The 22,360-nt window shown below is 72.5% G+C and carries 21 protein-coding genes; 12 read left to right on the top strand and 9 right to left on the bottom strand.

The window, feature by feature from the left end; all coding sequences use genetic code 11:
• Nucleotides 1-27: 27 nt before the first annotated feature.
• Entirely contained in the window at nt 28-1,008 is a 981-nt protein-coding gene (locus F1721_RS04355) for an NAD(P)/FAD-dependent oxidoreductase (RefSeq protein ID WP_150065224.1), read from the bottom strand.
• 200 nt (nt 1,009-1,208) lie between these two features.
• Between F1721_RS04355 and F1721_RS04350 the strand changes: the two genes are divergently transcribed.
• Both F1721_RS04350 and F1721_RS04345 read left to right on the top strand, forming a co-directional pair.
• Nucleotides 1,209-1,967, top strand: a complete 759-nt coding sequence (locus F1721_RS04350; RefSeq protein WP_211840346.1) for a S1 family peptidase — start codon at nt 1,209-1,211, stop codon at nt 1,965-1,967.
• Nucleotides 1,968-2,142: 175 nt separating this feature from the next.
• Nucleotides 2,143-3,537 (top strand): class II fumarate hydratase, encoded by a 1,395-nt coding sequence (locus tag F1721_RS04345; RefSeq protein ID WP_150065223.1) that lies wholly within the window; start codon nt 2,143-2,145, stop codon nt 3,535-3,537.
• Between the two features lie 51 nt (nt 3,538-3,588).
• Here F1721_RS04345 and F1721_RS04340 read toward each other — a convergent pair whose 3' ends face one another.
• From F1721_RS04340 to F1721_RS04330, 3 genes are read right to left on the bottom strand one after another with little or no spacing between them, the layout of a single operon-like run.
• A complete protein-coding gene (locus tag F1721_RS04340) occupies nt 3,589-4,785 on the bottom strand; it encodes a hypothetical protein (RefSeq protein ID WP_150065222.1) in 1,197 nt (398 codons plus the stop codon).
• Between the two features lie 40 nt (nt 4,786-4,825).
• On the bottom strand, nt 4,826-5,428 hold the full coding sequence (locus F1721_RS04335; protein ID WP_211840327.1) for an RNA polymerase sigma factor: 603 nt from the start codon (nt 5,426-5,428) through the stop codon (nt 4,826-4,828).
• A complete protein-coding gene (locus F1721_RS04330) occupies nt 5,425-5,793 on the bottom strand; it encodes a hypothetical protein (protein ID WP_150065221.1) in 369 nt (122 codons plus the stop codon). Before F1721_RS04330 ends, F1721_RS04335 begins: the two co-directional genes overlap by 4 nt.
• 144 nt (nt 5,794-5,937) lie before the next feature.
• Between F1721_RS04330 and F1721_RS04325 the strand changes: the two genes are divergently transcribed.
• The 4 genes from F1721_RS04325 (at nt 5,938) to F1721_RS04310 (ending at nt 10,318) form a co-directional block, all read left to right on the top strand.
• Nucleotides 5,938-7,446, top strand: coding sequence for an ATP-dependent DNA ligase (locus F1721_RS04325; RefSeq protein WP_150065220.1), 1,509 nt, complete (start codon nt 5,938-5,940; stop codon nt 7,444-7,446).
• 12 nt (nt 7,447-7,458) lie between these two features.
• Nucleotides 7,459-7,872: a DUF4288 domain-containing protein gene (locus F1721_RS04320; RefSeq protein ID WP_150065219.1), complete on the top strand. Its 414-nt coding sequence runs from the start codon at nt 7,459-7,461 to the stop codon at nt 7,870-7,872.
• 162 nt (nt 7,873-8,034) lie between these two features.
• Nucleotides 8,035-8,592, top strand: a complete 558-nt coding sequence (locus F1721_RS04315) for a hypothetical protein (RefSeq protein ID WP_150065218.1) — start codon at nt 8,035-8,037, stop codon at nt 8,590-8,592.
• Between the two features lie 286 nt (nt 8,593-8,878).
• A complete protein-coding gene (locus F1721_RS04310) occupies nt 8,879-10,318 on the top strand; it encodes a GuaB1 family IMP dehydrogenase-related protein (RefSeq protein ID WP_150065217.1) in 1,440 nt (479 codons plus the stop codon).
• Nucleotides 10,319-10,361: 43 nt separating this feature from the next.
• Here the strand turns inward: F1721_RS04310 and phoH2 are convergent, their stop codons facing one another.
• Nucleotides 10,362-11,672 carry an RNA 5'-3' helicase PhoH2 gene (phoH2, locus tag F1721_RS04305; protein WP_350943957.1) on the bottom strand — a complete coding sequence of 437 codons (1,311 nt, stop codon included), beginning with the start codon at nt 11,670-11,672 and terminating at the stop codon, nt 10,362-10,364.
• A 509-nt stretch (nt 11,673-12,181) separates the two neighbouring features.
• Nucleotides 12,182-13,396: a DUF885 domain-containing protein gene (locus tag F1721_RS04300; protein WP_150065215.1), complete on the bottom strand. Its 1,215-nt coding sequence runs from the start codon at nt 13,394-13,396 to the stop codon at nt 12,182-12,184.
• A 247-nt stretch (nt 13,397-13,643) separates the two neighbouring features.
• Here F1721_RS04300 and F1721_RS04295 point away from each other — a divergent pair, with 247 nt between their 5' ends.
• Nucleotides 13,644-13,886 (top strand): hypothetical protein, encoded by a 243-nt coding sequence (locus tag F1721_RS04295; RefSeq protein WP_150065214.1) that lies wholly within the window; start codon nt 13,644-13,646, stop codon nt 13,884-13,886.
• A gap of 293 nt (nt 13,887-14,179) precedes the next feature.
• Nucleotides 14,180-14,422 carry a hypothetical protein gene (locus F1721_RS04290; RefSeq protein ID WP_150065213.1) on the top strand — a complete coding sequence of 81 codons (243 nt, stop codon included), beginning with the start codon at nt 14,180-14,182 and terminating at the stop codon, nt 14,420-14,422.
• A gap of 78 nt (nt 14,423-14,500) precedes the next feature.
• Here F1721_RS04290 and F1721_RS04285 read toward each other — a convergent pair whose 3' ends face one another.
• Nucleotides 14,501-15,277 carry an isoprenyl transferase gene (locus tag F1721_RS04285; protein ID WP_150065212.1) on the bottom strand — a complete coding sequence of 259 codons (777 nt, stop codon included), beginning with the start codon at nt 15,275-15,277 and terminating at the stop codon, nt 14,501-14,503.
• 116 nt (nt 15,278-15,393) lie between these two features.
• On the opposite strand from F1721_RS04285, the gene trhA reads away from it, so the two are divergent.
• Nucleotides 15,394-16,071 (top strand): PAQR family membrane homeostasis protein TrhA, encoded by a 678-nt coding sequence (trhA, locus tag F1721_RS04280; RefSeq protein WP_170301348.1) that lies wholly within the window; start codon nt 15,394-15,396, stop codon nt 16,069-16,071.
• A 104-nt stretch (nt 16,072-16,175) separates the two neighbouring features.
• Here the strand turns inward: trhA and F1721_RS04275 are convergent, their stop codons facing one another.
• Entirely contained in the window at nt 16,176-16,682 is a 507-nt protein-coding gene (locus F1721_RS04275; protein ID WP_246154206.1) for a GNAT family N-acetyltransferase, read from the bottom strand.
• Nucleotides 16,683-16,747: 65 nt separating this feature from the next.
• Entirely contained in the window at nt 16,748-18,760 is a 2,013-nt protein-coding gene (locus F1721_RS04270) for a thioredoxin domain-containing protein (protein WP_150065211.1), read from the bottom strand.
• 240 nt (nt 18,761-19,000) lie between these two features.
• Here F1721_RS04270 and F1721_RS04265 point away from each other — a divergent pair, with 240 nt between their 5' ends.
• Genes F1721_RS04265 through xylB form a run of 3 tightly spaced genes read left to right on the top strand, consistent with a single transcriptional unit; the run spans nt 19,001 to nt 22,222 of the window.
• Nucleotides 19,001-20,014, top strand: coding sequence for an NAD(P)-dependent alcohol dehydrogenase (locus F1721_RS04265; RefSeq protein ID WP_150065549.1), 1,014 nt, complete (start codon nt 19,001-19,003; stop codon nt 20,012-20,014).
• A gap of 2 nt (nt 20,015-20,016) precedes the next feature.
• Nucleotides 20,017-20,838 (top strand): DeoR/GlpR family DNA-binding transcription regulator, encoded by an 822-nt coding sequence (locus F1721_RS04260; RefSeq protein ID WP_150065210.1) that lies wholly within the window; start codon nt 20,017-20,019, stop codon nt 20,836-20,838.
• Nucleotides 20,825-22,222 (top strand): xylulokinase, encoded by a 1,398-nt coding sequence (xylB, locus tag F1721_RS04255; protein WP_150065209.1) that lies wholly within the window; start codon nt 20,825-20,827, stop codon nt 22,220-22,222. Before F1721_RS04260 ends, xylB begins: the two co-directional genes overlap by 14 nt.
• Nucleotides 22,223-22,360: the final 138 nt, after the last annotated feature.

Below are 22,360 nucleotides of genomic sequence, written 5' to 3'. Positions count from 1 at the left end.
CTCGTCCGCATCGGAGCAGGGTGACCGTCAGGGGAGGTTGGAGGAGTGGCCCGGGAAGAGGTGGGCTTCCGGGTTGAGCTCCACCGCGATGTTGTTCACCGCCGTCGCCGCCTCGCCGAAGCCCGTCGCGATCAGCTTGACCTTGCCCGGGTAGGCCGCGACGTCGCCCGCCGCGTACACCCGGGGCCGGTTCGTCCGCATCGTGGTGTCCACCAGGATCGCCCGCTTCTCCAGCTCCAGGCCCCACCCCTCGATCGGCCCCAGGTCGGCGGTGAAGCCCAGCGCGGCGACCACGGTCTGCGCGGGCAGCACCCGGCGCTCCGCCCCGCCGACCTCGATCTCCACCTCGCGCACGGTGTCCTCGCCGCGGATCGCCACCACCTCGGCCGGGGTGATCAGCGGGACGCCCAGGTCCTCGACCTTGCTGACCAGGCCCGGGTGCGCGCGGAACCGCGCCCGGCGGTGCACCAGCGAGACGCTGCGCGCCACCGGGTGCAGCGCCAGCGCCCAGTCGAACGCGGAGTCGCCGCCCCCGACCACCACCACGTCGCGTCCACTGTGCACGGACAGCTCGGGGATGAAGTGCACGACGCCGCGGCCGGTCCAGTCACCACCGGCGGGCAGCGGTCGCGGGCTGAACTCGCCGATGCCCGCGGTGACCAGCACCGCGCCCGCGCGCACCGCCTCGTCGCCGCCGACCCCGACCAGCAGGCCGCCCTCCACATCGGACAGCTCGACCGCGTGCCTGCCGAGCAGGTAGTGCGGCGCGTACTGGTCGGCCTGCTCCACCAGCGCGGCAACCAGATCCCGGCCGCGCACCTCGGGGAACCCGGCCACGTCGAAGATCATCTTCTCCGGGTACATCGCGGTCACCTGGCCGCCGGGCTCGGGCAGGGCGTCCACCAGGGCCACCGACATCCCGCGAAAACCCGCGTAGTACGCGGCGAACAGCCCGGTCGGACCTGCGCCGACGATCAGCAGGTCGACCTCGTGCGACACCGCGGTCATGCCACCCACCTCGCCATCGATCGTGCGTGGACGCCCCCAGGCTAGCCCGATCCGCCCCCGATGTCCGCGTTACCGGCGCGAAGCTGCGCCACTCCGCCGAAGGCGCTGCGGCACTCGGCGGTACCCGCCCCGTGACCACGCCCATACGTTCACCGGAAAGGGGATCTTCATCGGGGAGGAGAATCGTGAAGAAGCGATCCATGCTGCTCGCGGGCATCGCCGCGATCGCGCTGGGCGCGGGCGCGGCACCGGCCGCGACGGCCGACGACAACCCGGGCGCGCTGATCGTCGGCGGCCACGACGCCACCGAGCAGTACGACTGGATGGCCTCGCTGCAGCGGGGCGGCAACCACAGCTGCGGCGCCTCGCTGATCGACGAGCAGTGGGTGCTGACCGCCGCGCACTGCGTGCAGGGGGCGGCCCCGGCGGACCTGGGCCTGCGCATCGGCAGCCCGAACCACACCACCGGCGGCACCGAGGCGGGCGTGGCCGAGATCGTGGTGCACCCCGACTACGAGACCAACAACCCCAACGGGGACATCGCGCTGCTGAAGCTGGACCGGGCGGTGTCCGAGACGCCGGTCGAGATCGCCGACGCCTCCGGCCCGGAAGGCACCCCGTCGCGCATCATCGGCTGGGGCGTGACCTGCCCGATCCGCGGCTGCGGCCAGCCCCCGGAGCAGCTGCAGGAGCTGGAGACCCAGGTGGTCGCCGACGCCCAGTGCTCGCTGAGCGGCATCGACGCCGAGACCGAGATCTGCACCGGCAGCTCGGAGCTGCTGGCCAACGCCTGCTTCGGCGACTCGGGCGGCCCGCAGCTGGAGGGCCAGCCGGGCGACTGGAAGCTCACCGGCGTCACCAGCCGCCTGGGCAGCCTGATCCCGGTCTGCGGCACGGCCCCGTCCATCTACACCGACGCCACGGCCTACAAGACCTGGATCAACGACACCATCGGCTGATCTCGCGCGACGCGAAGGGCGCCTCCTGCCCCGGGAGGCGCCCTTCGCGTTCGTGCGAGATGCGGCACCTTCATCGGTCCAGAAGGGACGTTTCCGCTGCTTCCGGCCGCGCGCGGCGCGCCGAGTGGGACGGCCCACGCTGACCCGGTGGTCACCGCGGCGGGACACTTCTGTCATGGCTGAACAGGACTACCGGATCGAACACGACACGATGGGCGAGGTGCGGGTGCCCGCCGACGCCCTGTACCGGGCGCAGACGCAGCGGGCCGTGGAGAACTTCCCGATCTCCGGGCGGGGCCTGGAGCGCGCCCAGATCCGCGCGCTCGGCCTGCTCAAGGCCGCCGCCGCCCGGGTCAACGGTCGACTCGGGGTGCTCGACGCCGAGGTCGCCGAGGCGATCGCCGCCGCGGCCGACGAGGTCGCCGAGGGCGCGCACGACGCGCACTTCCCCATCGACGTGTTCCAGACCGGCTCCGGCACGTCGTCGAACATGAACGCCAACGAGGTCATCGCGACCCTGGCGTCGCGCCGGCTGGGCCGCGACGTGCACCCGAACGACCACGTCAACGCCTCCCAGTCGTCCAACGACACGTTCCCGACGACCATCCACGTCGCCGCCACCGAAGCGGTGCTCACCGACGTGATCCCGGCCCTGGAGCACCTGGCGGGCACCATCGAGGGCCGCGCCGCCGAGTGGACCGAGGTGGTCAAGTCCGGCCGCACGCACCTGATGGACGCGGTGCCGATCACCCTCGCCCAGGAGGCCGGGGCGTGGGCGTCGCAGGTGCGCTACGGCGTCGAGCGGCTGCGCAGCGGCCTGCCGCGGCTGGGCGAGCTGCCGATCGGCGGCACCGCCGTGGGCTCCGGCCTCAACGCGCCGGAGGGCTTCGGCGAGGCGGTGTCCGCGGAGCTGGCGGAGGTCACCGGCCTGCCGCTGACCGAGGCGCGCGACCACTTCGAGGCCCAGGCCGCGCAGGACGCCGTGGTGGAGACCTCCGGCCACCTGCGCACCGTCGCGGTGAGCCTGACCAAGATCGCCAACGACCTGCGCTGGCTGGGCTCCGGCCCGCGCACCGGCCTGGCCGAGCTGGCGCTGCCGGACCTGCAGCCGGGCTCGTCGATCATGCCGGGCAAGGTCAACCCGGTGATCCCGGAGGCCACCCTGCAGGTGGTCGCGCAGGTGATCGGCAACGACGCGGCGGTGGCGTTCGCCGGTTCGCAGGGCAACTTCCAGCTCAACGTGATGCTGCCGGTGATCGCCCGCAACGTGCTCGAGTCGGCGCGGCTGCTGGCCGCGGTGTCGCGCCTGCTGGCCGACAAGGTCTTCGCCGGGGTGCAGGTCAACGTCGAGCAGGCGCGCGCCTACGCCGAGGGCTCGCCGTCGATCGTCACGCCGCTGAACCGCTACATCGGCTACGAGGAGGCCGCGGCGGTCGCCAAGCAGGCCCTCAAGGAGCGCAAGACGATCCGCGAGGTGGTCCTGGAGCGCGGCCACGTCGACTCCGGCAAGCTCACCCTGGAGCAGCTGGACGAAGCGCTCGACGTCCTCCGCATGGCCACCGGCAAGTGACGAGCAGGTGCCTCCCCAGCTCTCCCCGGGGAGGCACCTCGTCCAGCGCCGCTACGGCCCGCAAGGCAGTTCCTGCACGTCGTCGCGCGCCAAACCGGCGGGCACGTCCGCCCGGTAGTGCACCGCGACGCGGGTGTAGCTCGTCAGGTTCAGCCCGCAGGACCGCGGCTGGTCCAGGACGACCCGCACCGGGTAGGCCAGGTCGACGCCCTCGGCGCAGCTCGGCTCGCAGGAGTTGACCACAGCGGTCCCGTCGGCCTCCGCGACCGCGCCGCCCCAGCTGCTCCACCGCAGGTCCTCGACGACGTAGTTGGCGTCGGCGCAGGCCAGCGTCAGGCTGGTCGGCCGGACGCCGACCTCGACGCAGTTGACCAGCCCCGCCGAGCGGATCACCACATCGCTGCCCGCTCCGCTGGCGGCGAGCAGCGCGCCGCTGCGCGGGTCGAAGGTCAGCCGGTCGTCGCCGTGCCCGACCGTCACCCGCTCCGGGGTCTCCTCGACCGGTTCCACCCCCGGCACCCCGGCCAGCACCCGGTACAGCGCCGCCCGCAGGTCCCCGGGCACGCCCGGCGCGACCATCAGCTGCCGCACCGAGTCGAAGAGGTCCTGCTCCGGGGCCAGCCGCCGGAGGCGATCGGTCAGCGCGGCCGGGTCGGTCGGCAGGTCGCCCAGCTCCTCGAAGTCGAGCTGCGCGCCGCCGACCCGGTACACGACCGGACCGCTGGACTCGCCACCGCCGGCCGTACCGGGCAGCTGCGGCCGCCCCTCGCGCACCCACCGCTCGTGGCCCGCGGGGTCGGCGAACACCGGAGCACCGACGGTCGTCGCGGTGGTCGCGTAGCCGTCCGGGGCGACCCTGGTCGCCACCTCGGTGTCCACCGAGTACCGGAATCCGCGCTCCTGGAAGGACTTCGTGGTCACCACCTGCTGGTAGGCCGCCCGCCCGACCGGGATCTCCCGGTAGGTGGAGCTCGCACCGGCCGCCCGCTCCAGCAGCTCCGCGGCCGACGCCTGCGTGGGCAGGCTCAACACCGCGCTGACCACGACCACCGCCGCGGCCGCTGACGCCGACACCGCGAGCACCCAGCGGCGCACCGGAGGCCTGGTCGGCCGCGTGCGCGGCGTCGCCACGATCCGGTCGAACAGCGCCCGCTGACCGGAGATGTCCACATCGGACTCCTGGACGGGGTTGGCCGCGCGCAGCGCCCGGACCGCCCGGTCCGCGCGGCCGGGACGACGCGTGCTCACGAGACCTCCTGCACGTCTCGGGCGAACGAGGGCATGCGCATCATTCGACCTCCTCCGAGAGTTCCGCCAGCACCCGACCGAGGCGCTTGCGGGCCCGGTGCAACCTCAACCGCGCGCTCGCCCGGGTGCAGCCGAGGACTTCCGCGATGCGCTCCACCGGCAAGTCCTCCCAAGCGTGCAGCATCAGGACCTCCCGATCCCGTTCGGACAACGAGCGCAGCGCGGCCACCGCGTCGACCACCTCGGCGCCGTCGTGCCGGGTCCACTGCGGGGTGTGCGCGGCGACCTTCTGCTGCAGCGCGTCCTGCCGCGCGTGCGCCCGCCGGTGGTTCGAGAGGGTCCGCCGGGCCACCCCGAGCAACCACGGCAGCGACTCCTCCGGCACGTCGGCCAGCCGCCGCCACGCCACCAGGAAGGTCTCGGACAGCACGTCCTGCGCGGTCTGCTCGTCGGTCCGCCGCAGCAGGTAGCCCAGCACGGAGCGGTAGTTCGCGTGGTAGATCCGCTCGAACGCGTCCCCGGCCGTGTCCTCCGCCAACTCGGCAACCGCCTCCCGCCGCTCGATCGGGGTCGGCCCGGCCCCCGACTCCGGGCCGCCCCCGATGCCCCGGTGCACAACCGCTCCGGCTCGCTGCTCGATCACCTGCGCGCGGGCAGCTCGTAGCTCGTGCCATCGTCGAGCACGGCCCGGGTGAACGCGCGGTCAGCGGGCCGGTCGAGCACGACCCGCACCCGCTGAGCCGTCCGGCCGCCCGTGGCGCAGTCGGGCTCGCAGGTGGCGACGTCGGCGACGCCGATCCCCTCGGCCCGCTGCGCGTCCCAGGACGACCAGGACAGGTCGTGCACGACGGCACCGGCATCAGCGCAGGTCAGCACGATCTCCTCGGGCTCGACCTGGGCCGCGCCGAGGCAGTCCCGGACCGCGGTCTCCGCGGGCAGCGCCGTCGCGACACCGGTTCCGACCAGACCCACCGCGGCCAGTCCCGCGGCGATGAACCCCAACTTCACAGCAGATCTCCCCTCTGCGATGCCTTCCACCCCAGAGCTGTCCGGCAACATCAGCGCCGTTTCACCCTGTGCCCCGGAACACATCCGGAGCTCCGGTGCCCCGAGCGCATGCCGACCGTCAGTGGGCGGGCGCACCATGAGCGCATGGTGCTGCTCGCGGACGTGGTGACGACCTCGCACGAGGTCTCGGTGACGCGGTCCCGCAAGGCGAAGACCGCGGCCATCGCCGGACTGCTCGGGCGCCTCGACCCCGCGGAGGTCCGCCCGGCGACCGCGCTGCTGGCCGGTGAGCTGCCCGGCGGGCGGGCCGGGGTCGGCTGGTCGACGCTCGCCGCGCTGGCCGTGGCACCCGCGCCGGACCCGTCGCTGACGATCAGCGCGGTCGACGCCGCGATCGGCGAGGTCCGGCTGATCAAGGGCTCGGGCTCTGCGCAGCGGCGGACGGCGGCGCTGACCGCGCTGCTCGCGCAGGCCACCGCCGACGAGCAGCAGTTCCTGGTACGCCTGCTCGGCGGCGAGCTCCGCCAAGGAGCGCTGGAAGGCGTGATGGTCGAGGCGATCGCCACCGCCGCCGGAGTCCCCACCGACGCAGTCCGGCGGGCGTTCATGCTCTCCGGTCGCCTGCCCGCGACCGCCGAAGCGGCGTTGCGCGGCGGCGAGCCCGCGCTGGCCGAGTTCGGCCTGGAGCTCGGCCGCCCGGTGCGACCGATGCTCGCGTCCCCGGCGGAGGACCTGGAATCGGCGCTGGTCGGCGAGGTGACCGTCGAGTACAAGTTGGACGGTGCGCGCATCCAGGTGCACCGCGACGGCGACGAGGTGCACGTCTACACCCGGACGCTGCGCGAGATCACCCGCAGCGTCCCGGAACTCGTGGACCTGGTGCGCGGCCTGGACTGCCGATCGGTGGTCCTGGACGGCGAGACCCTCGCCCTCGACGACGGCGGTCGGCCGCGACCGTTCCAGGAGACGATGAGCCGGTTCGGCGCGCAGAACTCGCGAGAACTGCTGCTGCACCCGTACTTCTTCGACTGCCTGCACCTCGACGGCGCGGACCTGGTGGACCTGCCGCTGCGCGACCGCCTCGACGCGCTCGCGAAAGTCGCGCCGCAGCACCGGATCCCCGCCGCCGTCACCCCGACCGCCGAACGCGCGGCGGAGCTGTTCGACGAAGCGCTGGCCGCCGGGCACGAAGGAGTCGTGGTCAAGGACCTCGACTCCGGCTACGCCGCCGGTCGGCGCGGCCGGGCGTGGCGGAAGGTCAAACCCGAGCACACCCTGGACCTCGTGGTGCTCGCCGCCGAGTGGGGCCACGGTCGGCGCCGCGGCTACCTGTCCAACCTGCACCTCGGCGCGCGCGACCCGGACGGCGGCCCGCCGATCATGGTCGGCAAGACCTTCAAGGGCCTGACCGACGAGCGGCTGGCCTGGCAGACCGAGGAGTTCCAGCGCCGGGAGACCCACCGCGACGACTGGACCGTGCACATCGCACCGGACCTGGTGGTGGAGATCGAGCTCGACGGCGTGCAGACCAGCCCCCGCTACCCCGGCGGCGTCGCGCTGCGCTTCGCCCGCGTGCTGCGCTACCGGCCGGACAAGGACGCGGCGTCGGCCGACAGCATCGAGGCGGTGCGCGCCCTGCTCCCCGGCGGGTGAGATCCTGGGGGCATGAGCGGCAACGACTTCGACGCGATCGGCTCGATCAACATCGGCCCCATCGACCCGCGCGAGCTCCAGCAGGACGAGAGCGCCGTGGAGCTGGACCACTACGTCGCGGTCCTGCTCCTGGAGGCCACGTCGGACGCCGCCGACCACGAGCCGCTGTACGAGGAGTCCTTCGTCCTGCTCAAGGCCGAGTCCGAGGAGGAGGCCGCGGAGAAGGCGGCCGACCACGGCAAGCAGCAGGAGACCAGCTACCAGAACGAGAACCACGAGCTGATCACCTGGAAGCTGAAGCAGGTCGTCGAGGTGAAACCCCTGGAGGACGCGACCTTCGACGACGGCACGGAGCTCTACAGCCGCTTCTTCCGCAATTACCAGGCCTACAAGTCCTTCGAACCCCTGACGGAAGAAGAAGCGTAAAAAACGCAGAGGCCGGGGTCCCACAATACAGCGGGCACACCCGGCGTACTTCCACGCCCCAACAGAGCGCAGCTGCGGAGAAGCTACCAAGGACGAATTCGGAATCACCTTCGGGTGTAAGGATTTGATCTCGAACTTCAGTTCCCGCTTCACTACGGAACCGTGTTCGTCCACGCCTACGTCGACGAGTCCTACGACCTCACCATCGGCGTCTACATCCTCACGGCCACCATCGTCGACCTGCCCGACGCCGATGACTTCCGCTACTTGCTGCGGAGCCTCCAGCAAGGAGGCGAGAAGCTGCACTGGCGCAAAGAGCCACCGAGTCGACGCACTGAAATAACAAAGGCTATCGCTGGCACTGACATGCTGGCGATATCCGTACACGGTCACGCGGGAGCCCTACGACCCGAGCGAGCTCGACGTAAGTGCATGGAGGCGCTGCTACCCGAACTGGAGCGAGCAGGGGTCAGCATCGTTCAGTTCGAAGCCCGCCAAGCTCAGCACAACAAGCATGACAGTGAGATGGTCGTCTCCTGCCGCAACAAGCGATTGATCACCGGCAAACTATCCATCGACTTCGCACCTGGCGTATTTGAACCGCTGTTGTGGCTTCCCGATGCCGTCTGCGGCGCAATGCTGGCCGCCCAGAGGGGAGACCACAGTTACGCGAACCAGCTACTCGGTCAGACCCAGCTGATCCATATCGACGCAAGCTGAAAGTCCCCTTGAAACGCAGAGGCCGGGGTCCCACCTCCGGCGGGTACACCCGGCGTACTTCCACGTACCTCGGTACGCAGCCACCGCAAGGATAGCAAACGGATCGGGGCTTGCCCCAACTCGAAACCATCAACCGATCCGGTGATCTTGAATTGCGGCCCCCAGGAGCGCAGAGGCCGGGGTCCCGGCTTACTTCCACACCCCAGCAGAGCATGGCTTCGATCAACTTAGCGCGTCCGCTGTGCGGAGGCGACTGCGGGGCGTTGAGGCCGTATGGTGGGCAGACGTGCAGTTCTTGAACGGGCAGCAGCCCACCACCGACCTGACCTACGACGACGTCTTCCTGGCGCCGCGGCGCTCCGGCGTCGAGTCCCGCTTCGACGTGGACCTGGCCACCAGCGACGGCACCGGGGCCACCCTGCCGATCGTCGTCGCCAACATGACCGCCGTGGCCGGTCGCCGGATGGCCGAGACCGTCGCCCGGCGCGGCGGGCTCGTCGTGCTCCCGCAGGACGTCGCCCCGTCCGCGGTCGCCGAGATCGTCTCCTGGGTCAAGGCCCGCCACCCGGTCTGGGACACCCCGCTGGTGTTGCACGCCGACGACGCCGTGGCCGACGCGCTCAACCTCCTGCCCAAGCGCGCCCACGGCGCCCTGGTCGTCGTGGACGACGACAACCGGCCGGTCGGCGTCGTCGACGAGGCCGCCTGCACCGGCGTCGACCGGTTCGCGCGGGTCGGCGAGGTCGCCGACCGGCACCCGGTCGTGCTGCCGCTGGAGACCGAGCCGCGCGAGGTGTTCGAGCAGCTCGACAAGCAGGCCCGCAACGTCGCGATCGCGGTCGACGCGGACGGTCGGCTGGCCGGGATCATGACCCACCGCGGCGCGCTGCGCGCCGAGATCTACACCCCGGCGCTGGACGGCGAGGGGCGGCTGCGGGTCGCCGCGGCGGTCGGGGTCAACGGCGACGTCGCGGCCAAGGCCGCCGCGCTGCTGGAGTCCGGGGTGGACACGCTCGTCGTGGACACCGCGCACGGCCACCAGGAGAAGATGATCGCCGCGCTGAAGGCGGTCCGCTCGGTGTCGCCGCAGGTGCCGGTGGTGGCCGGGAACGTGGTGACCGCCGAAGGTGTGCGCGACCTCGTCGAGGCCGGGGCCGACGTGATCAAGGTCGGCGTCGGGCCGGGCGCGATGTGCACGACGCGGATGATGACCGGCGTCGGCCGCCCGCAGTTCTCCGCCGTCGCCGAGTGCGCGGCCGAGGCCCGCAAGCTCGGCAAGCACGTCTGGGCCGACGGCGGCGTCCGCCACCCGCGCGACGTCGCGCTGGCGCTCGCCGCGGGCGCGGCGTCGGTGATGGTCGGCTCCTGGTTCGCGGGCACCTACGAGTCCCCCGGCGACCTGCAGCGCGACGAGCACGGCCGGGCCTACAAGGAGTCCTTCGGCATGGCGTCCAAGCGCGCGGTGTCCGCCCGGACCCGCACCGACAACGCCTACGACCAGGCCCGCAAGGCGCTGTTCGAGGAGGGCATCTCCAGCTCCCGGATGCGCCTGGACCCGCAGCGCCCCGGCGTCGAGGACCTGCTGGACCAGATCACCTCCGGCCTGCGCTCGTCCTGCACCTACGCGGGCGCCCGCACCCTGGAGGAGTTCTACGACCGCGCGCTGGTCGGCATCCAGTCCGCGGCGGGCTTCGCCGAGGGCCGCCCCCTCCCCACCGGCTGGTGACGCGTGCGGGGCACCTCCGCGGAGGTGCCCCGCACCGCTTCCGTCACGGGGTGAACTCGCCCTCCAGGAGCTCGGTGACCAGGGCCGCGATCGGCGACCGCTCCGAGCGGGTCAGGGTGACGTGGGCGAACAGCGGGTGCCCCTTGAGCTTCTCGATCACCGCTGCCACCCCGTCGTGGCGGCCCACCCGGAGGTTGTCGCGCTGCGCCACGTCGTGGGTCAGCACCACCCGGGAGTTCGCGCCCAGCCGCGAGAGCACCGTCAGCAGCACGTTGCGCTCCAGCGACTGCGCCTCGTCGACGATGACGAACGAGTCGTGCAGCGAGCGGCCGCGGATGTGGGTCAGCGGCAGGACCTCCAGCATGCCCCGGTCCATCACCTCGTCCAGGACGTTCTCGCTGGCCAGCGCGCCGAGGGTGTCGAACACCGCCTGCGCCCACGGCGCCATCTTCTCGTTCTCGGTGCCCGGCAGGTAGCCCAGCTCCTGACCGCCGACCGCGTACACCGGGCGGAACACCACGACCTTGCGGTGCTGCTGGCGCTCCAGCACGGACTCCAGCCCGGCGCACAGCGCGAGCGCGGACTTGCCGGTCCCGGCGCGCCCGCCCAGCGACACGATGCCGACCTCCGGGTCGAGCAGCAGCTCCAGCGCGATCCGCTGCTCCGCGGACCGGCCGTGCAGCCCGAACGCCTCCCGGTCGCCGCGCACCAGCCGGACCTGCTTGTCCGGGGTCACCCGGCCCAGCGCGCTCTGCGACCCGGCCAGCAACCGCACACCCGTGTTCGGCGGCAGGTCCCGCGCCTCGTCGAGGTCGGCGATGCCGTCCTTGAACAGCGCGTCCACCGAGCCGCCCGGCACCTCCACGTCGGCCATGCCGGTCCAGCCGGACGGGACGACGTCCTGCGCGCGGTACTCCTCGGCCTCCAGGGCGACCGCGGCGGCCTTGACCCGCAGCGGCATGTCCTTGGTGACCAGCGTGACCCGGTGGCCCTCGGCCGCCAGGTTCAGCGCGCAGGCCAGGATGCGGGCGTCGTTGGAGTCGGTGCGGAACCCGGGCGGCAGCACCTGCGGGTCGGAGTGGTTGAGCTCCACGTGCAGGTGTCCGCCCGAGGTCCCGACCGGAACCGGCTGGTCCAGCCGTCCGTGCTGGATCCGGAGGTCGTCGAGCGCGCGGAGGGCTTCCCGGGCGAACCAGCCGAGCTCGGGGTGGTGTCGCTTGCCCTCGAGCTCGCCGATCACCACCACCGGGAGCACCACGTCGTGCTCGGCGAAGCGGGACATCGCCCACGGATCGGACAGCAGCACCGAGGTGTCCAGGACGTAGGTGCGGACTTCGGTGCCACCGGTTTGCACGGTGCGCGCGGAATCGCCGCTAAGGGCTCGGGTTTCCGCTTCTGGCTGGGAACGTCGTGCGGTCACGGCTACTCCCTCGCGGGCGTGGCGTCCACACCCGCTCGTCGGCGGGCCGGGCCTGCCCCCGTCGTGCGCCGGCCGGACCGCCTCGTCCGCCGTGGCCGCAGGGCCTGGCACCGGCCCATCGCGACCAAGGTGGACGGGGTAACCGTCCGCTCCAGCCAACAGCCACGATCAGGGCCTCCCGGACGGGCCGCGTACGGACTTGCAGGAGAGAACGGCCCGTCAACAGCGCACGCTACCTGCGTGATCGCGTCTCGGCAGGCAGCCACACAGGTGATTCAGCGAATCGTCGTTTCCCCTTCATCTGCCGGGGAAAACCGCGCTGGTCACGGCCCGTCCCAACGCGACTCGGGAGGCGACCGCAGCAGGTCAGACCGGTGCGCCACCCCGGCAGCGGGTCAGCACTGCCGGTGAGCGACGCTGCTCCGCTCGGGTGAATTCCGGGCTCACACCCGGGTGGCGAGCTCGGCGCGCACAGCTGCGGGGACCAGCGGCTCGTCAAGCAAGCGCCGGTAACGATCGGCGCTCGATGTGCTCGCGGGGCGCTCGTCCAGCCACCGCCGCAGCAGCCGATGGCCCTCGACGTAGGTCGTGGTGTAGGCGCGCCAGAGCGGATCCCGCATGAACCGCACCAGGTGCCGGGCCCGCCGCTCCGGCATCAGCAGCCAGCGCTGCAGGTGCGCGATGACGTCGGCCTCGTCCGCGCCGTCGCGGTGCAGCATCAGCAGCGCGTCCTGGCGGACCGGCAGCAGGCGGAGCAGCACCGCGTCGACCCGCTCCGCCAGCTCGCCGTCCAGCCGGATGCCCAGGTCGGCGAAGATCTCGGCCGCCCACGGCCCCCAGCCGGGCCCGACCGCGGCGTGCAGCCCCAGGTCGGCGAGGCCTTCGGCGAGCACGCACTGCGGGGTGTTGATCAGGAAGACGGTGTGCTCGACCTGCTGGTCCCGCTGCACCAGCCCGGCCTCCTTGCGGCAGTGCTCGGTGTGGTGACCGGGGTAGGCCTCGTGCGCGACGAGCTGCGGCAGGGTCGAGGCGCGGTGCCCGACGTCGGCGTTGACCGCGACCTTCGAGCGGAAACCGCCGAGGTAGTGGTTGAACCCGCTCCACGGCTGGTCCGACACGATCCGGTACTCGACGGTCTCGCCCATCGGCAGCTCGAACCGGGCGCGCACGCGGTCGCGCAGCGCGCTGGAGACCGCTCGGACGGCCACTTCGAGCCGCTCGGCCGGAACCTGGTCGAGGCGGCGCAGATCGCGCAGCCGCTCGGCCAGCGATCCGCGCCCGGGCAGCAGCGCGGCCAGTTCCCGGTGCACCCTCCGGTACTCGTCGGGATCCCCCGGCGTCGGCGTCACCTGGAAGCACGCCTCGACCTCGTCGACGAACGGCACCCGCTCCCCGGCCATCTTGCGACCGGAGCACTCCAGCGCGGTCAGCTGCGCGGCGAGGAACTGGCGGCGCGGTTCGGCGAGCTCGGCGGTGGCGACGTCGGCGCGCAGGCGATGCGCGTCGGCGGCCAGCCGGGCGGGGTCCGGCGGCGGCTCGGCGGCGACCTGGCGCCGCAGCGCCGGATCACCGGTGTAGGAGTCGACGAAACCCCGGACCAGCCGGTCGAATCGCAGCCCGAGGAGGACGTATTCGGCCGCGAGCGCTTCGGAGTCCACGAGCGGACACTACGCCTGCCCGAAGCGGGGTCGGATCGTCGGGCGGGTTTGCGATGAATTTGCCGGGGCAACGATAAGCCCGGCAGGCTCGAACAAATAAATCACACAATGGTGTTAACGAGGTATGTTTCGGCGGTTTCGATGTATATGTTTCACGCCGAGCGTTCTCCCTTCGGCTAAGTATGGGGTGCGTAGCCGAGGGACGGAGGGAGCGCTCGCGTCATCCCATCCAACAAGGAGCAACGAAGTGCTGAAGAAAGCTGCGATTGTTGCCGGTGCCGCTGCCGGTCTGCTCGCCCTGGCTCCCGTCGCCAACGCCGACAGCGCGGACAACGACGGCATCAACATCCTGAACGACAACAACCTGAGCGTGCTGCCGGTTCAGGCGTGCGGCAACAACGTCGCCGTGCTCGGTGCGGTCGTGCCGATCCTGTCCCCGCAGCTCAACGGCTGCGTCAACGCTCCGATCGTCGACCACCCCAAGGGCTGACGAGGCTGGCGGTTCACCAGGAACCGCTGCGCGGAATCTGGTGGTGAAAAGGGCGTCGGGCCTCCACCCGACGCTCCTTTTTGCGCGCCTTTCCACGGAGCGTGCAGCACACCGCCAATTCATCCGTCGCGCACTGAACTTCCGATCACACAATCGGGTTAACAAGCTTCGGTGTCCGGCATGCCGCGACGAATTCTCGGCAGTGGGGACACCACACTCGGTGGCCGCCGCCGCGGGTTTGCGAACCCGCCGGTGCGCTCCGAATCCCGCGGTATTCGAAGGAGAGTGAACCAATGCTGAAGAAGGCAGCTGTTGTCGCCGGTGCCGCCGCCGGTCTGCTGGCCCTGGCCCCCGTCGCCAACGCCGACAGCGCGGACAACGACGGCATCAACATCCTGAACGACAACAACGCCAGCGTCCTGCCGATCCAGGCCTGCGGCAACAACGTCGCGGTGCTCGGCGCGGTCGTGCCGATCCTGTCCCCGCAGCTCAACCACTGCGTGAACGCCCCGGTCGTCGACCACCCCAAGGGCTGAGCGGCACAGTCCCACGCGGAAGGGCCAGGTCCTCGCGACCTGGCCCTTCCGCTGCTCGGGGCAGGGCGCGCCCGCGCTTCAGCCGCCGAAGCGGCGGTGGCGCACCGCGTAGTCGCGGAGGGCGCGGAGGAAGTCGACGCGGCGGAAGGCGGGCCAGTAGGCCTCGGTGAACCAGAACTCGGAGTGCGCGGACTGCCACAGCATGAAACCGGACAGCCGCTGCTCGCCGGAGGTGCGGATCAGCAGGTCGGGATCGGGTTGGCCGGAGGTGTAGAGATGTTCGGCGATGTGGTCGACCGTCAGCACCTCGGCCAGTTCTTCGATGGTGGTGCCCGCCTCGGCGTGCTGCTGCAGCAGCTTGCGCACCGCGTCGGCGATCTCCCGGCGCCCGCCGTAGCCGACCGCCACGTTGACCTGCATGCCCGTGCGGCCCTTGGTGCGCAGCGCGGCGGCGGACAGCCGAGCCGCGGTCTCGGTGGGCAGCACGTCGAGAGCTCCGACGATCCGCACCCGCCAGGGCGTCTCCGGGGCGGTGAGCTCGTCGACCACCCCGGCGATGATCTCCATCAGGGCTTTGAGCTCGTCGGGGGTGCGGTTGAGGTTGTCGGTGGACAGCAGCCACAGCGTGACGACCTCCACCTCGGCCTCTTGGCACCAGCCGAGCAGCTCGGCGATCTTGCGGGCCCCGGCGCGGTGGCCGTGCGCGGCGTCCAGCCCGGCTTCCTTCGCCCACCTGCGGTTCCCGTCCAAGATGACGCCGACGTGCCGCGGATGCTGCACACCGTCCAGCTTCCGGCGCAGCCGGCGCTCGTAGACGCCGTACATGAGTTCTTTCAACCGAACCTTGAACGCCACGCCAGCTGAGCCTACGCGGATCCGGTGAGTCCTGATGCCCGGGTCGCCCTGAGCGCACGGCCGGGTGCAGTGCGGATCACCCTGGACCAGAACCTACGGTCCCGTAACCTCGGGGTGTGACTAGCGCCCTCTCCGCTCGCCGCCCGACCGCGTTCGTCAAACCGCGGATGCGCGGTTGGATCCACTTCTGGTCGCTCGTGGTGTCGGTCGCCGCCGGTGCCACGCTGATCGCGCTCGCCGCCGCGACCGTGTCCACCGCCGCCGCGGTCGGCACCTCGATCTACGTGGCCACCGTGCTCGGCCTGTTCGGCGTCAGCGCCCTCTACCACCGCAAGACGTGGAAGACGGTCGGCGCCCGCACCTGGATGCGGCGGCTCGACCACTCGATGATCTTCCTGTTCATCGCCGGTACGTACACCCCGTTCGCGATGGTCGCGATGCAGCCGACGACGGGCGCGGTGGTGCTGGCGGTCGTCTGGGGCGGGGCGCTGGGCGGGGTGGTCCTCAAGCTCGCCTGGCCCAACGCGCCGCGCTGGGTCGGGGTGCCGGTGTACATCGCGCTGGGCTGGGTCGCCGTGTTCGTGCTGCCCGACCTGCTGGAGAACGCCGGGATCGCCGCGCTGGTCCTGCTGGTGGTGGGCGGTCTGCTCTACACCGCGGGCGCGGTCTTCTACGCGACCCGCTGGCCGGACCCGTGGCCCAAGACCTTCGGCTACCACGAGTTCTTCCACTCGGCGGTCTCGCTGGCCGCGATCTGCCACCACATCGCGATCTGGCTGGCCCTCTACGCCTGAGACCTGTTCCGAACTCGTTTTGCGTAGCGGTGCCGGTAGCGGGACCTCATCGCCCGCTTGGACTCCGGGTGCCCTGACTTGTGCATGACCAGGTCCTCCGTCGCTCACGACGGTCTGACGGCTCGGCGCATGCAGATGCGCTTGGCCGGGTCGAGGCCGAGCTCGGCCTCGTGGGCGACGAGCGCGGCCAGCTCCGGCGCGGTGCTCTCGATCTCCTGGAACCCGAGGCGCGCGTAGTACGGGCCGTTCCACGGCACCGACCGGAACGTGGTCAGCGTCAGCGCGGGGAGGCCGCGGTCCCGGGCCCACGACTCGACGTGGTCAAGCAGGGCGCGGCCGATGCCCCGGCGCGCGTGGTCGGCGTGCACGCTGACCTGCGCGATGTGGGCGTTGCCGTCGATCAGCTCGACCAGGACGTAGGCCACCACCTCGCCGCCGACCTCGGCGACCCAGGCCCGCCCGGCCCGCTGGTACTCGGCCAGCACGTCGATCGCCGGCGGCGGGTCGTCGGCGATCTCGGGCATGCCGACCGCCCGGAACACCTCCCCCGCCGAGACCTCGATCTCCTGCAGCCGCCCCAGGTCGGCTTCCCCGACGTTCCGGATCCTCACCCGCACAGTGGATCAAACCCGGCAGCTCCCGGGCCACGGGTTTTCCACCGCGGCCCGGCGAGCGGTCAGAGCGGGAGGTCGTCGGGCTCGGTGACCGGCCGGTCGCAGACGTAGCCGCGGCAGACGTACGCCGCCGCCGCGCCGCCGACCAGCGGCCGCCCCGCCAGCAGCGGCACGCCGGTCGCCTCCGGCTCCCCGGCCACCACCGCCGCTCCGCCCGGCGCGCGCCGCCGCGCCGCGGCGAGCAGCGCCGCCCGGTCGGCGTCGTCGGCTGCGCCGACGACCGCGACCTGCAGCGGCCCGTGGGCGCGCGCTTCCGCCGCGCTGAGCCAGTGCCCCGCGAAGCGGGGGGCTCGCTGCGCGAGCAGCCCGGCGCGCGACAGCGCCTGCTCCGCCGCGCTGCGGTAGCGCGCGGTGCTCTCCGGGCCGCCGAGGGCGGCGGCGGTGAGCAGGGCGGAGGTGAGCGCGGAGGCCCCGGAGGGGCTGGCGTTGTCGGTCGGGTCGGAGGGGCGGCGGACCAGCGCTTCCGCGTCGGCCGCGGTGTCGTGGAAGGTGCCCGGGTGGTCGGCGTCGGCGAACTGGTCCAGCGCCGTGTCGAGCAGCGCGCAGGCCGCTTCCAGCCAGCGCGGTTCGGCCGTGGCCTGGTGCAGCGAGAGCAGGCCGTCGGCGAAGCAGCCGTAGTCCTCGAGCACGCCGTCGGCGGTGCCGACCTCGCCGTTGCGCGAGGTCCGGCGCAGGCGGCCGTCCACCAGGTGGCGGGAGAGCAGCAGGTCGGCGGCGGTCTCGGCCGCTTCCAGCCAGCTCGGTTCGTCGAGCGCCGCAGCGGCTTCCACCAGCGCGGTGATGGCCATGCCGTTCCAGGCGGTGACGACCTTGTCGTCCTTGCCGGGCTGGGGTCGGCGGTCGCGGGCTTCGCGGAGGCTGTCGCGGACGCGCCGCCAGCGGGCCGCGTCGTCCGGGTCGCGCTTGAGCTGCAGGGTCGAGGTGCCGTGCTCGAAGGTGCCCGCCTCGGTCACTTCCAGCAGGTCCGCCGCCCAGTCGCCGTCCTCCGGGCCGAGCACCTCGCGCAGCTGGTCGGGCGTCCACACGTAGGTCAGCCCTTCGACGCCTTCGGTGTCGGCGTCCAGCGATGCCGCGAAGCCGCCTTCCGGCGTGCGCAGGTCGGTCAGCAGGAACTCGGCCGTCTCGCGGGCGACGCGCTCGCCGAGCGGGTCGCCGAGCCGCGCCAAGTGCGCGTACGCGCGGAGCAGCAGCGCGTTGTCGTAGAGCATCTTCTCGAAGTGCGGGACCACCCAGGCGTTGTCGACGCTGTAGCGGGCGAAGCCGCCCGCGAGCTGGTCGTAGATGCCGCCGCGGGCCATCGCCTCGCAGGTGTCCTTGGCCAGTTCCAGCGCGGAGTGCCCGCTGCCCGGTTCGCCGAGCCGCTCGTGGTGGCGCAGCAGGAACTCCAGCACCATCGACGGCGGGAACTTCGGCGCCCCGCCGAACCCGCCGCGGTCGGCGTCGAACTCGGCGTGCAGCCGGGACACCGCCCCGGCCAGCACCTCGTCGTCCAAGATGGACTCCGGGAGCGGCGCGCGCTGCGCGGACAGCTGCTCGACCACCCGCGCCGCGGCCGCGCGGACCTCCGCGCCGCGGCCGTTCCAGGCCTGCGCCACGGCGTGCAGCAGCTGGCGGAACGACGGCATCCCGGACATCGGGGCGGGCGGGTAGTAGGTGCCGCAGTGGAACGGCTCGCCCTCCGGGGTGAGGAAGCAGGTCATCGGCCAGCCGCCCTGCCCGGTCATGGCCTGGGTGGCCTCCATGTAGACCGCGTCGATGTCCGGCCGCTCCTCGCGGTCCACCTTGACGTTGACGAACTGCTCGTTCATCACCCGAGCGGTCTCGGCGTCCTCGAAGGACTCGTGCGCCATCACGTGGCACCAGTGGCAGGCGGCGTACCCGACGGACAGCAGCACCGGCACGTCGCGCCGCTTCGCCTCGGCGAACGCCTCGGGCGACCACGGCCACCAGTCGACCGGGTTGTCGGCGTGCTGGAGCAGGTACGGGCTGGTCGCGCCCGCGAGCCGGTTAGCCATGCGCCCAGCCTCTCACCGGGCCCCGGCCGCGGACCAGCGGGCGGGGCCGGTCGCGCTCCCGACGCGACCGGACCCGCCGACCGGAAGACGTCCCGGGGCCGCGGTGGTTGCCGGTGTCCACCGATCGGACGGGGGCTGAACCCGAGGTCGTTGCCGGGACGTGCTTGAGTACGACGAGGACTTCTCAGAAAATGTGTTAACAAGAGATCGACCTCGGGAGCGGTTTTGACGTCGAAGACGATGCGCGCCTCCGTGCTGCGCGGCGTGCGGGACATCGCGCTGGTGGAGCGCCCGGTGCCCGAGCCCGGGCCGCGCGAGGTGCTCGTGCAGGTCACCTCGGTGGGCACCTGCGGCTCCGACGCGCACTACTACGAGCACGGCCGCATCGGTCCGTTCGTCGTCGAGGCGCCGCTGATCCTCGGGCACGAGGCCGGGGGTGTCGTGGTCGCGTGCGGCGCGGAGGTCACCCGGCACGCGCCGGGCCAGCGGGTCGCCGTCGAGCCGGGCGTGCCCTGCTTCGTCTGCGACCAGTGCCGCGGCGGCCGGTACAACCTGTGCCCGGACATGCGGTTCTACGCCACCCCGCCGGTCGACGGGGCGTTCTGCGAGTACGTCGCGGTGCACGAGGAGTTCGCTCACGCGGTGCCGGACGCGATCTCCGACGACGCGGCGGGCCTGCTCGAACCGCTGTCGGTCGGGATCTGGGCCTGCCGCAAGGGGCGGGTCGCGCCGGGCTCGCGGGTGCTGATCACCGGTGCCGGGCCGATCGGCCTGGTCGCCGCGCAGACCGCCCGTGCCTTCGGTGCGACCGAGGTCGTGGTCACCGACGTCAACCCGCGACGGCTGGCGCTGGCCGCGGAGCTCGGGGCGACCGGCACCATCGACGCCCGGCAGACCTCGCCCGCGGAGTCCGGGTACCAGCCCGACGTGCTGCTGGAGTGCTCCGGGGTGCCGTCCGCGGCGGTCGGCGGCATCCGCGCGGTCGGGCGCGCCGGGCGCGCGGTGCTGGTCGGGATGGGCGGCGACGAGCTGGCGCTGCCGCTGTCCCACGTGCAGAACTTCGAGATCGAGCTGACCGGCACCTTCCGGTACGCCAACACCTGGCCGACCGCCATCGCGCTCGCCTCGTCCGGTGCGGTGGACCTGGACCGGCTGGTCACGCACCGGTTCGGGCTCGCCGAGGTGGAGCAGGCGCTGACCGTCCCGACCCGCGACGAAGCGGCGGTCAAGGCCGTCGTGCGGCCGCAGGAGTAGCCGTGGGGGGCAGGGCGCGGCCGCCGGACGCCGTGGTCGAGCAGCGGCGGCAGGACGTGCTGCGGCAGGTCATCGAGCACGGCGAGGTCCGGATCACCGACCTCGCCGGGCACTTCGGGGTCAGCCTGATGACGATGCACCGCGACCTCGACGCGCTGGTCGACCGGCGGCTGGTGCGCAAGCTGCGCGGCCGGGTCACGGCGTACCCGTCGCTGACGCTGGAGACCGCGACGCGCTTCCGGGTCGGGCTGCAGGTCGCCGAGAAGGAGGCGCTGGCCGCCGCGGCCGCCGCCGAGGTCGAGCCGGGCATGACGCTGCTGGTGGACGACTCCAGCACGGTGTTCCCGCTGGCCCGCCGGATCGCCGAGGTCGCGGCGCTGCGGGTGTTCACCAACTCGCTCACCGTCGCGCAGATCCTCGCCGGGGCCGGGCACGAGGTGGGCCTGCTCGGCGGCCGCTACCGCGCCGAGTTCGACTCGTGCACCGGTCCGGAGGTGCTCAAGGCGCTGGACGGCCTGCACGCCGACGTGTCGTTCGTGTCGGCCGCGGCGGTCACCGAGGGCCACCTGTTCCACCCGGTCCGGGACTACGCCGAGATCAAGCAGCGGATCGTCGGGCGCGCGGAGCGCACCGTGCTGCTGGTCGACCACTCGAAGTTCGGCAAGAGCGCCCCGTTCGCGCACGGCGACGTGGGTGCCTACGACCTGGTGTTCACCGACGCCGCCGCGCCGGCGCCGGAACTCGACGCGATCCGCGGCCTCGGCACCGAGGTGCGCGTCGTGCCCGTACCCGAGCCAGACAGGGGAACCGATGCCATCAGTTGACAGCCCGGGCCTGGTCGCCGGGGTCGACTCCTCCACCCAGTCCACCAAGGTCGTGGTGTGCGACGGCGAGACCGGCCGGGTGGTGCGGGAGGGACGCGCCCCGCACCCGGACGGCACGGTCGCCGACCCCGCGGACTGGTGGCGCGCGCTCACCACCGCCACCGACGGTCTGCTCGACGACGTGGTCGGCATCGGCGTCGCGGCGCAGCAGCACGGCCTGGTCGCGCTGGACGAGCGCGGCGAGGTGGTCCGCCCGGCGCTGCTGTGGAACGACAACCGCTCCGCGCAGGCCGCGCTCGACCTGACCGAGGAGCTCGGCGGCGCGCAGGCCTGCGCCGACGCGGTCGGCTTGGTGCCGGTCGCCAGCTTCACGATCAGCAAGCTGCGGTGGATGGCCGAGCACGAGCCGCAGCTGGCCGACCGGGTCACCGACGTCCTGCTCCCGCACGACTGGCTGACCTGGCGGCTGACCGGCGAGATGGTCACCGACCGCGGCGACGCCTCCGGCACCGGCTACTGGTCGCCCCGCGAGGGCCGGTACCGGCCGGACGTGTTGGCCACCGCCTTCGGCGGCCGCACCCCGCGCACGCCCCGCGTCCTCGACCCGGCCGAACCGGCCGGGCGCACCCCGGACGGCAAGCTGGTGTCGGCGGGGACCGGGGACAACATGGGCGCCGCGCTGGGCCTGGCGATCGGTCCCGGCGACGTCGTGGTGTCCCTCGGCACCAGCGGCACGGTGTTCGCCTCGGCGGAGCAACCGAGCGCCGACGCCACCGGCACGATCGCCGGATTCGCCGACGCCACCGGGAGGTTCCTGCCGCTGGTGTGCACGCTCAACGCGGCCCGCGTGCTCACCTCGACGGCCGCGCTGCTGGGCGTGGAGATGGCCGAGTTCGACCGGCTGGCCTGCCAGGCCGCGCCGGGCGCGGACGACCTGGTCCTGCTGCCGTACCTGGACGGCGAGCGCACCCCGACCCTCCCGGACGCCAGCGGCACCCTCCTCGGCCTGCGCCGCGACAACATGACCCCGCAGAACCTGGCCCGCGCAGCGGTCGAGGGAATGCTCTGCGGCCTCGCAGCGGGCGTCGACGCGCTGCGCGAACAGGGCGTCGAGGTGCGCCGGGTGCTGCTGATCGGCGGCGCGGCGCAGTCGAAGGCGGTGCAGGTCGCGGCGCCGCAGGTGTTCGGAGTCCCGGTGACGGTGCCCGCCCCAGCGGAGTACGTCGCCCTCGGCGCGGCGCGCCAAGCCGCCTGGGCCCTGACCGGCCAGCAGCCGGACTGGGCGCTGACCGGCGCGACGGAGCTGGAGGTCACCGACGAGTCGGCGGGCGAGCGAATCCGCCGCCACCACCACGAGGCCTTCGCCCAGGTCCACGGCGGCTGACGGGACCGGGTGCGCAGGTGTGCCTGCGCACCCGCGAACGTGCCCGAAAGACGGCCGTCGCGGTACCCGAATCCACTACGGTTCCAGCGGAAGTTGATCGACCAGGGGGATCTCCGTTGCAACCAGGGCACCCGCAGT

This window comes from Saccharopolyspora hirsuta, from assembly GCF_008630535.1.
GTDB lineage: Bacteria > Actinomycetota > Actinomycetes > Mycobacteriales > Pseudonocardiaceae > Saccharopolyspora > Saccharopolyspora hirsuta.
The sequence above is the reverse complement of the archived record's forward strand: the minus strand, read 5'-3'. Positions and strand labels throughout refer to the sequence as shown.

Excerpts from the sequence above, each read along its gene's own strand:
- F1721_RS04355 (WP_150065224.1), bottom strand. The coding sequence starts at position 1,008 with ATGACCGCGGTGTCGCACGAGGTCGACCTGCTGATCGTCGGCGCAGGT.
- F1721_RS04350 (WP_211840346.1), top strand. The coding sequence starts at position 1,209 with ATGCTGCTCGCGGGCATCGCCGCGATCGCGCTGGGCGCGGGCGCGGCA.
- F1721_RS04345 (WP_150065223.1), top strand. The coding sequence starts at position 2,143 with ATGGCTGAACAGGACTACCGGATCGAACACGACACGATGGGCGAGGTG.
- F1721_RS04325 (WP_150065220.1), top strand. The coding sequence starts at position 5,938 with ATGGTGCTGCTCGCGGACGTGGTGACGACCTCGCACGAGGTCTCGGTG.
- F1721_RS04320 (WP_150065219.1), top strand. The coding sequence starts at position 7,459 with ATGAGCGGCAACGACTTCGACGCGATCGGCTCGATCAACATCGGCCCC.
- F1721_RS04290 (WP_150065213.1), top strand. The coding sequence starts at position 14,180 with ATGCTGAAGAAGGCAGCTGTTGTCGCCGGTGCCGCCGCCGGTCTGCTG.
- F1721_RS04270 (WP_150065211.1), bottom strand. The coding sequence starts at position 18,760 with ATGGCTAACCGGCTCGCGGGCGCGACCAGCCCGTACCTGCTCCAGCAC.
- F1721_RS04265 (WP_150065549.1), top strand. The coding sequence starts at position 19,001 with ATGCGCGCCTCCGTGCTGCGCGGCGTGCGGGACATCGCGCTGGTGGAG.
- xylB (WP_150065209.1), top strand. The coding sequence starts at position 20,825 with ATGCCATCAGTTGACAGCCCGGGCCTGGTCGCCGGGGTCGACTCCTCC.